This window comes from Halosimplex halobium (assembly GCF_051414055.1).
In the GTDB taxonomy this organism is placed as follows: Archaea; Halobacteriota; Halobacteria; order Halobacteriales; family Haloarculaceae; genus Halosimplex; species Halosimplex halobium.
In genome coordinates, this window is sequence record NZ_JBLKNX010000025.1 from 52,185 (window position 1) to 61,012 (window position 8,828).

Sequence of the window (8,828 nt, forward strand, 5' to 3'; positions counted from 1 at the left end):
AGGCGCTGTCGGCGAAACCATTGCCCGTGCCAGCGCGCGTCGAGCGGACCGACCCGGACGGCGTCGACTACGGCCGGGTCATGCAGCTCACCTTCGTCGCCACGATCGTCGCCGGAGCGCCGCTCGTGGCCGCGCTCTCGCTGACGGTCGAACTGACGACGTGGACCGAACGCGCGCTCTTCGCCGTTCGCGTCGGCGCCGTCGTCTGGATCGTCACCGCCCTCTCCGTCTACGCCTACGAGCGCCGGGTCAACGCCTGACCGCGCCGCCCGCCGCGGCCGCGAGCGGCCGACCGCTCAGACCCGCTCGTCGACCCACTGGAAGTCCAGCCCGGCGGCCGCGGCGGCCTCCCTGTCGGAGTCGGAGTCGCCGACGAACAGCGTCGTCGAGGGCTCCGCACCGAGCAGGTCGGCGGCGTGGACGAGCGGCTCGGGGTCGGGCTTGACCGTCTCGTGGGAGTCCCTGCCCACCACCGCGTCGACGTACCCGTCGATGCCGTGGAGTTCGAGCGCGATCCGGCAGGCCGCCTCGCAGTTGAGCGAACAGACCCCCACCGGCACCGAGTGGGGCAGGTCGTCGGCGAGTGCCAGCCGGCGGGCGCTCCGGGCGCCGTCGCGCTCGAACTCCGCGATGGCCTCGTCGACGCGGTCGAGCAGCCCGTTGGCCGCCGCGATCTCGCGCATCTCCCAGATGTCCGCGCCCGACACGTCGTGGCCGCGGGCCCGCAACACCGCGGCGCACCGCTGGGCGACCTCCCCCCAGTCCACGTCGAGGCGGACGAGCGTCCCGTCCAGGTCGTAGACGATGGCGTCGTACTCCGTCACGCGTCGGGGTAGGGATCGAGCCAGCAAATGCGTGTCGACCCGGACCGGACGGGTCCGCTCACTCGCCCAGCAGGTCCCGTGCGACGATATTCTTCTGGATCTGGCTGGTCCCCTCGTAGATGGTCGTGACCTTCGCGTCCCGGTAGAATCGCTCGACCGGGAACTCCGACGTGTAGCCGTAGCCGCCGTGGATCTGGACGGCCTCGCCGGTCACGTCGACCGCCGCCTCGCTGGCGAAGTACTTCGCCACGCTCGCGGCCGTGCGGGCGGACTCGCCGCGGTCCTGGGCGGCCGCGGCCTCGTGGGTCAGCGCCCGCGCCGCGCGCACGTTCGTCTCCATGTCCGCCAGCTTGTGGCGGATCGACTGGATGTCGGCGATCGGCCGGTCGAACTGCTCGCGCTCGCCCGCGTAGGCGACCGCTTCGTCCAGCGCCGCCTGGGCGAGGCCGACCGACTGGGCGGCGATGCCGATCCGCCCGCCGGTCAGGATGGCAAAGGCCGCCGCCAGCCCGCGGCCGGGCTCGGTCAGCCGGTACCGCGCCGGCACCTCCACCCCGTCGAACACCAGGCTCGTCGTGTCGCTCGCCCGCAGGCCGAGCTTTTCCTCCTTCTTCCCGACCGCCAGCCCGTCGGCGTCGGCCGGCACCAGGAACTGCGTCACCGAGTCGGGGTCCGTCGGGTCGGTCTTGGCGAAGACGACGTAGACGCCGGCGCGCTCGCCGTTGGTGATCCACTGTTTTTTCCCGTCGAGGACGTAGGCGTCACCGCCGTCGACCGCGCGGGCGGTCGTCGCCATCTCCGCGGGGTTCGAGCCGGCGTCGGGCTCCGAGAGCGCGAACGCGCCGACCGGCCGGCCGTCGACCATCTCCGGCAGCCACTCCTCGCGGACCGACTCGTCGCCGAACTCCGCGATGCAGGACGTGGCGAGACAGTGGACCGACAGCGCCGTCGCGACGGCCAGTGACCCGTACGCTACTTCCTCGTTGACGACCGCGTAGGTCAGCCGGTCGGCGTCGAACCCGCCGTAGGACTCTGGGACGGTCAACCCCGTCAGGTCGAGATCGACCAGCCCGTCCCAGACATCTTCCGGGAAGGCGCTCTCGCGGTCCGCCTCGGCCGCGACGGGTCGGATCTCCGCCTCGGCGAACTCGCGGACCGCCTCGCTGATCGCCCGCTGGGTCGACGAAAGCTCCATGGGACTCTCTTGGACCAGCCGCGGCAAAAATTGCGTGGCCGCCAGTCCGGCGGTCCGGCGGTCAGGGGCCGGTCGGACAGTTGACGGCGGGGGCGCTCAGTTCCACCGGCGGGTCGGTCCGGCTGGGGTTGTACCTGCTGTAGGTGTAGGTGTCGGGGACGGCGACCCGGTCGTTGACGTAGATCCGGTTGTGGTAGCCGGCGGAGACGTCGAGGATCTTGAGCGTGCTGCCGGAACAGCCCGGTTTGAACAGCATGTAGATGTCGTTTGTCGGTTCGCTCCCGGAGGGTTCGAGCACCAGGTCGTTGCCGCTCCCCGTGCTACTGATGGAGTAGGCGTCGCTCCCCGGGGCACCGGTCGGGTCGTCGGTCCAGTTGAGGCCGCCGCCGACGGACTTCCAGTGGACGTTGTCGGTCATGACGATGACCCAGACTGGCGGCGACAACCCCTCGATCGGTTTGTCGTACTTGCGGATGTAGTGCCACTGGTTGGTCACCGGGATCGTCCCGATGTTCCGCTTGTGAACGTCGTTACCGAGGGTTCGGTCCGGACCCGGCCCGTCGGGGTCGATCTCGATGCCGAAGGTGAAGTCGGGCTGGACGCGCACCTTCTCGAGGGTCGTCCTGTTCTCGATGTAGGCGTACTCGAACTTCTCGGGGAGCGGCCGGATCCGCTCGCAGGAGAGGGCCCGCTCGACTGTGTGCTCCTGGACGGGATACGTCGTCTCCCCCTCCTTCGAGACGATCTCGACGTGGTCGCCGGGGTACAGACAGGTGAACTCCAGCGGTTCGTGGCCCCGCCAGCGGTGGACACGGTTGTCGTTGACCTCGAGGATGTACGTCGTGTCCTCGTTGCGGAGCGCGTCGGGCGCGATCCGCAACGAGTCGTTGCCGCTCTCCTGGAACTCGACGTCGAAGGTCCCGACCCCGTGGACCCGGGCGCTGTCCTGGGTCGAACGGGCCAGGTCGGTCGTCATCACGGTGACCAGCGTCGCCAGCAACACGACGATGGCGACCATGATCGTCACACCGACCGGTGTCGAGACGCCCGATCCCCCGCTGTCGTCGGTCGAGTCGAACATACCACTCCCCCTGCTGGCTCCGACAACACACGTCAACCACTTATGTCGTTCGAGCTGTTTCTCGCTCTGAAAACACCCGCTCGCCGACCGTCACTCCGAGTCGACCAGCTGCACGTCCAGCTCACCTTCGAGGGCGGCGATGAGCGACCCGCCGACGTTGGCCTGGGTGGCTCGGCCCTGCTCGACGGCGAGCACGTCGGACTCGTCGGCGCCGACCGCCTCGGCGAGCTCCTCGGTCTGGAGGCCGGCGTCCTGGCGGGCCTCGACGAGCACGTCGCCGTAGTCGCTGACGAGGTAGGGGAGCTGGTCGTCGTCGTAGTCGGCGCCGTCCTCCCAGTGGCCGGCGTCGGCGGTGGCGGCGTCCTGCATGCGCGCCGCGTTCTGTGCCGCCTGCCGTTTCCGGTCGCGCTCGTCGCGACCGTCGCTCCCGTCGCCGGACCCCCCGTCCGACGCCTCGTCGTGCTGGGCGCACTCCGAGCAGACGCTGAGCGTCGCCCCCGCGACGCTCGCGGTCCGCAGGTCCACGTTCTCCGCCCCGCAGAGTTCGCAGCTGTCGCTGGCGCTGGAGCCGGCGCCACCGGTCGAGTACTTGGCCATGCTGGGGGTAGTGGAGCCCCCCTATTTGAATGGCCCGTTTTCTCTCGTCCGGATGACCTGACACTCGGTCGACGCCCGTCGACGGGCGCCGCGGCGACCCCTGCCGCCCCGGCGGGTTCCCCGGACGGCGTGGGGCCGACCCCCATCGAGCGGCGAAACCGACAGTGATTTTAATGCCCCTCGGGAATAGACAGATGCGGAAAACCGCAAGAGCCGACGAGTGCGTGGGTAGCCAAGCCAGGCCAACGGCGCAGCGTTGAGGGCGCTGTCCCGTAGGGGTCCGCCGGTTCAAATCCGGTCCCACGCACTGCCAGTCCGCCCACGGCGGACGAGAGTGCAGGTGCGTCCCTCAGGGACTGCACCCACGCAAACTTCCTATCGACGCGACGTCCACCAGCCGCGGCCGTCACGTGTGGGGCCCGGTCGGAGTCACCGGTCGCGGACGACCAGCGACGCCGCGAGCGCGAGCCCGGCCGTCGCGAAGCCGGCCAGTACCACGAACATCAGCGGCGGCGCCCCGTAGGTGAGCACGACCCCGGCGACCGATGCGCCGAGCGCGCCGAACCCGAAGACGGCCAGGTAGGTGTAGCCGAACGAGAGCCCGCGGTGTTCGGGCGGGGAGTACTTCGCGACGGTCGCCTGGGTGACCGGCTGCATCCCGAACAGAACGAACCCGAGGGCGGCGCTGACCGCCAGCAGCGCCGGGAGCGACGCCGACGCGGGGACGAACAGCAGGGCGATGGCGACCAGCGAACCCAGCGCGACCACGAGGACCCGCTCGGGGTCGACGGCGTCGGTGAGCCGGCCGCCGACGTACTGGCCGCCGATGCCGACGGCGAGCAGGCCGGCGTAGAGGTACCGCGAGCGGTCGAACTCGCGGGCCGCCGGCCCGTCGGAGAGCGGGCCGAGCCCCCCACCGGCGTCGCCGACCAGCGGTGCGAGGAAGTCGCTCAGCAGGTCGGGGAGGAAGGTCAGCACGCCGCGGTAGTACAGCCCGTTGAACATCACCAGGGCGAAGACGGTCAGGAAGCCGGCGGTGAACACCGTCCGCGAGGCCGAGACGAACTCCGCGAGCGACCCGATATCGGTCTCGGGGGCGTCGCCGCCGTCGGCGGCCGCCTCGTCGGTTCCGACCGCCGCGGTCTCGTCGAACTCCACGCGGAGGCCGACGGCGCTCGCGACGAAGGCGGGGACCGCCAGGGCGGCGACCGCGACGCGCCAGTCGGCGACCACGAGGGCGAGCGCGGTGAGGAACGGGCCGGCGACGATCCCGACGTTGCCCGCCATCCCGTGGTAGGCGAACGCGGCGCCGCGCTCCTCGACGCCCTTGCTGATGAGCGTCAGCCCGGCGGGGTGGTAGACGCTGGCCGCCACGCCCCACAGCGCGAGCGAGACTGCGATGCCGGCGACGCCGGGCAGGGCGCTCAACAGCAGGAAGGACACCCCCATCCCGAACGTGCAGCCGACGACGAGCGCCCGCGAGCCGAAGCGGTCGACGAGCAGGCCAGCGGGCACGGCGCCGACGCCGAACAGCCCGTAGCCGACCGCGACGACGCTCCCGAGCGTGGCGGACGTGACGGGGAACTCGACGAGCCAGACGGTCACCAGGATCGGCACCGCCAGTTCGTAGGTGTGGACCAGCCCGTGCCCGGCCATCGCGAAGCCGGTGATCGCCCGGTCGTTGCGGTTCATCCCCCCACCACCTCGCTGTCGTGTCCTGTCGTCATCTCACCTCGGACCGACGGGCGCCTGTTTCAATGCGGTTTCCGTTGGAAAACCGAGATGCACGCCGACCCGTACTTGTGGTCCCGAAGCGGAGCGGGCCGAAGCGGTTCGGCCGCCGGCGCGGGGGACGGCCGCGGGGTCCGGTGAGCGGTCAGTAGCTCGCGTCCTGGACGACGTTGAGATCGAAATTCTCGTCGGCGGGTTCGTCCTCCGGCGTCAGGTACCCCTGGGCGAAGGCGGTGTAGACGGTCCCGCCGTTCAGGGACACGTCGTAGTCGGCGACGATGTCGCCGTCGTTGCTCTCGGTGTCGCCGCGGATCTGGACGGTGTAGTCGTTGGCCTCGACGGTCGTGTAGCCGGACTCGCCGAAGGCGACGCCGTCGAACAGCACCACGTCGCCGCCGGCGGCGGTCACGTCGACGGCGGGCGCGTCGGGCGAGCCGTGGACGACCCGCAGGCGCGCGGAGTCGCCGCCGGGGTCGCTGTTGTCGTCCTCGAGGACGAGCGGCTGGAACTCCGTGTCCTCGCCCATCAGCTCGCCGGCGGCGACGATCGTGTAGTCGCCGGTGCCGACGGTGACCGGCCCCTCGAAGGCGACGGTCTCGGCGTCGTCCGCGGCGGTGATGGTGACGGTGCGCTCGCCGGCCGGCACCGAGAGGTAGTCGCTGACGGCGCCGAAGGGCACGTCCGAGAGGACCTCGCTGTCGTCGACGTACACGTCGACGTTCGGCGCGTCCGGCGACATGTGGGCGACGCGGACCGAGCCGGTCTCGACCGGACCGCCGCCGCCTTCGCCGGCATCGACGGCCAGCGTGAGGTCGAACGGTTCGTCCGCGGGACTGTCGCCCGGCATGAGGTAGCCGCCCGCGAAGCCCGTGTAGACGGTTCCGCCGGCCAGTTCGACGGTGAACTCGGCGACCACGTCGCCGTCGTTGCTCTCGGTGTCGCCGCGGACCCCGAGGGTGTAGGTGCCGGCCGGCACCTCGACGTAGCCGGACTCGCCGAAGGGGACGCCGTCGAACAGGACGGTGTCGCCGCCGCCGGCAGTCACGTCGACCGCCGGGGCGTCAGGCGAGGCGTGGACGAGACGGACCCGGGCCGTGTCGGAGTCGGGGGGACTGTTGTCGTCGACGAACGGCTGGACCCGAAACTCCGTATCGCCGTAGAACTCGCCCAGCGCTGCGAGCGTGTAGTCGGTGTCGGCTTCGACGGTCACGTCGGTCTCGAAGGGGTCCCCCGACCCATCGGCGGCGGCGAGGGCGACCGTGTGGGTACCGGCGGGGAGTTCGAGGTAGTCGCTGACGGCGCTGAAGGCCACGTCGGCGAGAACCTCGTCGCCGTTGACCGTGACGTTCACGTTCGGGGCGTCCGGCGAGAAGTGGGCGACGCGGACGTTCGCGCTCCCGTCCGTCCCGGCGTCGGTCTCCGTCTCGGTGTCCATCCCGCCGTCCATCGCGTCGGTTTCGGTGTCCATCCCCCCGTCCATGGCGTCCGTCTCGTCGGCGTCGTCGTCGGCTTCGGTGTCGGTGGATCCGCCGTCGGATCCACAGCCGGCGAGTCCGACCGCGGCCGATGCGCCGAGCGCTGCGAGCAGGTCGCGACGTGTCTTGCGCGTCATCGCTAGGGTCGCAGGAAACGAGCGACGTGAAGGTTGTCCGACGTGTCACCGGACCCTCGCCCGGGAGTCACCCAATTTCGTTCGGACTCCGTGTCGGATCGCGGGCGCGGGAGGAGAACGGTGGCGTCGGGACGGAGTGGTCGAGGGGGCGGCGACCGCCGGGCGTCAGTCCCAGGTGACCCAGGCGAGGAAGACGATGGCGGCGAGTTCGAGGATCTGGACGAACGTCATCGCGCGGCCGGCGACGGGGGCCGCCGAGCGCAGCAGCGCCGCCACCTCCGGGTCGATCACGTAGTAGTACACCGACAGGCAGTTCTCGGCGAGCAACAGGAGCCCGAAGACGAGCAGGCCCAGCGGGTGTTTCGACCGGAACGCCAGGTAGTTGCGGGCCCAGATGCCGACGAGCGCGGTCAGCAGGACCACGTTCAGGGTCGCGGCCGCACTCGCGGCGTCGAGCCAGAGACTCATCCGTTCCTCCCTTGTTCGCGCCGTCGAATATACGTGTTCCCAATTTCGACCATACTCACTCGACCCGTTCGAAGATCTCTTCGACCGTCTCCCAGTTGGCCCGCACGCGGTCGCTCGGCAGGTAGACCGCCCCGTAGTCGTCGCCGCTCTTGTCGACGATGTCGTTGTCCACCAGCACGTCCAGGTGGTGTCTGACCGTCTTGTAGTCCAGTTCGAGGTCCTCGGCCAGCTGGTTGGCGTTGCGCGGTCGCTCGTCGACCGCCTGGAGGATCCTGATGCGGTTGCGCCCGCCGCGCGTCCCGGTGAGCACGTACCACAGGGTCCCCTCCATTACCAGTCCGCTACGGAGCGCGCGCCGTAAGCGTACCGGAGTCGGCGGGATTCGACCCCGTCACCGGGTCCCGATCGGGTCGGACCCGGCCGTGTCGACGATGTCGGGTTCCTCGCCGGCGACGACGCCCTCCAGCCGTTCGGTCTCGACCCCGAGCGACGCCCGCTGGTCGGCCAGTCGCTCCTCGACGCGGCGGTAGGCCTCGCTGTCTGCCAGTTCGTCGGCGTCGGCGTTCGCCTCGAGCGTGGCCTTCTTCGAGGCGAGCGCGAGGAACCGCCGGAACCGGTCGTCGTAGGTCGCCCGCCGGCACATCTCGTCGACGACGGCGACCAGCTCCGGCCGGCCGACCGGCTTGACGACGTACTCGTCGAACGGCAGGTCGACGATGTCGACGGCCGGGTCGACGGCGGTCACCATCACGACCCTGGGGTCCAGCGCCCGCTCCTCGACCCGGGCGAGCACCTCGTCGCCCGACAGCCCGGGCATCCGCCGGTCGAGCAGGACCACGTCGACCCCGGGGTCGAGCGCCGCCAGCGCGGCCTCCCCGCTGTAGACCGCCTCGACCGCATACTCGTCGGCGAGAAACGCCGCGTAGGTGTCCGCGATAGCCCGGCTGTCGTCGACGACCAGCACCGACGGGTCGTCGGCCCCGGCGGACGCCGCCGGTCCCTCCGACTCCACCGTCATCGACGGCCCGCCTCCCTCGTCGCCGCTCGCCCGCAGTCGTACGGTCTTTCGGGCCTCATTACCGGATCCCCGTCCGGTTCGCGCAAATAGGTTACCCCCTCGTTTACAGAATTGATATCAGGAGGCGAGTATAACGAGAGAGCGGTGGCGGTTCAGTACCGCGGTCGTCGCGCCGCGACCGGCGAATATAATTTCGAAAACTGACCAGAACCAGATTCGATAATTCGAGAGCAACCTTTATTACCTGCCACCGGCTTTACCCAGATGCGGCACCAGTTCGGTGCCAACCCACCCACCCACCC

General features: G+C 70.3%; 10 protein-coding genes and 1 tRNA gene. 2 read left to right on the plus strand and 9 right to left on the minus strand.

Annotation, left to right across the window (positions count from 1 at the left end; translation table 11 throughout):
* Window positions 1-26: 26 nt before the first annotated feature.
* The gene (locus ACMGFG_RS21900; protein ID WP_135363051.1) at window positions 27-260 is read left to right on the plus strand and encodes a DUF5822 domain-containing protein; all 234 of its coding nucleotides are present in this window, start codon (window positions 27-29) and stop codon (window positions 258-260) included.
* A gap of 36 nt (window positions 261-296) precedes the next feature.
* Here the strand turns inward: ACMGFG_RS21900 and ACMGFG_RS21905 are convergent, their stop codons facing one another.
* The 4 genes from ACMGFG_RS21905 to ACMGFG_RS21920 form a co-directional block, all read right to left on the minus strand.
* On the minus strand, window positions 297-824 hold the full coding sequence (locus ACMGFG_RS21905; protein ID WP_436932419.1) for an HAD family hydrolase: 528 nt from the start codon (window positions 822-824) through the stop codon (window positions 297-299).
* Between the two features lie 58 nt (window positions 825-882).
* The gene (locus tag ACMGFG_RS21910; protein ID WP_436932420.1) at window positions 883-2,019 is read right to left on the minus strand and encodes an acyl-CoA dehydrogenase family protein; all 1,137 of its coding nucleotides are present in this window, start codon (window positions 2,017-2,019) and stop codon (window positions 883-885) included.
* Between the two features lie 61 nt (window positions 2,020-2,080).
* Entirely contained in the window at window positions 2,081-3,100 is a 1,020-nt protein-coding gene (locus tag ACMGFG_RS21915; protein WP_436932421.1) for a hypothetical protein, read from the minus strand.
* Between the two features lie 90 nt (window positions 3,101-3,190).
* Entirely contained in the window at window positions 3,191-3,697 is a 507-nt protein-coding gene (locus ACMGFG_RS21920; protein ID WP_436932422.1) for a helix-turn-helix domain-containing protein, read from the minus strand.
* A 222-nt stretch (window positions 3,698-3,919) separates the two neighbouring features.
* Between ACMGFG_RS21920 and ACMGFG_RS21925 the strand changes: the two genes are divergently transcribed.
* Window positions 3,920-4,004, plus strand: a tRNA-Leu gene (locus ACMGFG_RS21925).
* 122 nt (window positions 4,005-4,126) lie between these two features.
* Here the strand turns inward: ACMGFG_RS21925 and ACMGFG_RS21930 are convergent.
* The 5 genes from ACMGFG_RS21930 to ACMGFG_RS21950 form a co-directional block, all read right to left on the minus strand.
* A complete protein-coding gene (locus tag ACMGFG_RS21930) occupies window positions 4,127-5,389 on the minus strand; it encodes an MFS transporter (RefSeq protein WP_436932423.1) in 1,263 nt (420 codons plus the stop codon).
* 184 nt (window positions 5,390-5,573) lie between these two features.
* Window positions 5,574-7,040 (minus strand): DUF4397 domain-containing protein, encoded by a 1,467-nt coding sequence (locus ACMGFG_RS21935; protein WP_436932424.1) that lies wholly within the window; start codon window positions 7,038-7,040, stop codon window positions 5,574-5,576.
* A 165-nt stretch (window positions 7,041-7,205) separates the two neighbouring features.
* The gene (locus tag ACMGFG_RS21940; protein WP_436932425.1) at window positions 7,206-7,508 is read right to left on the minus strand and encodes a DUF8036 family membrane protein; all 303 of its coding nucleotides are present in this window, start codon (window positions 7,506-7,508) and stop codon (window positions 7,206-7,208) included.
* Window positions 7,509-7,563: 55 nt separating this feature from the next.
* Window positions 7,564-7,839, minus strand: a complete 276-nt coding sequence (locus ACMGFG_RS21945) for an ArsR/SmtB family transcription factor (RefSeq protein WP_436932426.1) — start codon at window positions 7,837-7,839, stop codon at window positions 7,564-7,566.
* Between the two features lie 60 nt (window positions 7,840-7,899).
* Complete coding sequence (locus ACMGFG_RS21950) at window positions 7,900-8,526, minus strand: response regulator (protein WP_436932427.1); 627 nt, start codon at window positions 8,524-8,526, stop codon at window positions 7,900-7,902.
* Window positions 8,527-8,828: the final 302 nt, after the last annotated feature.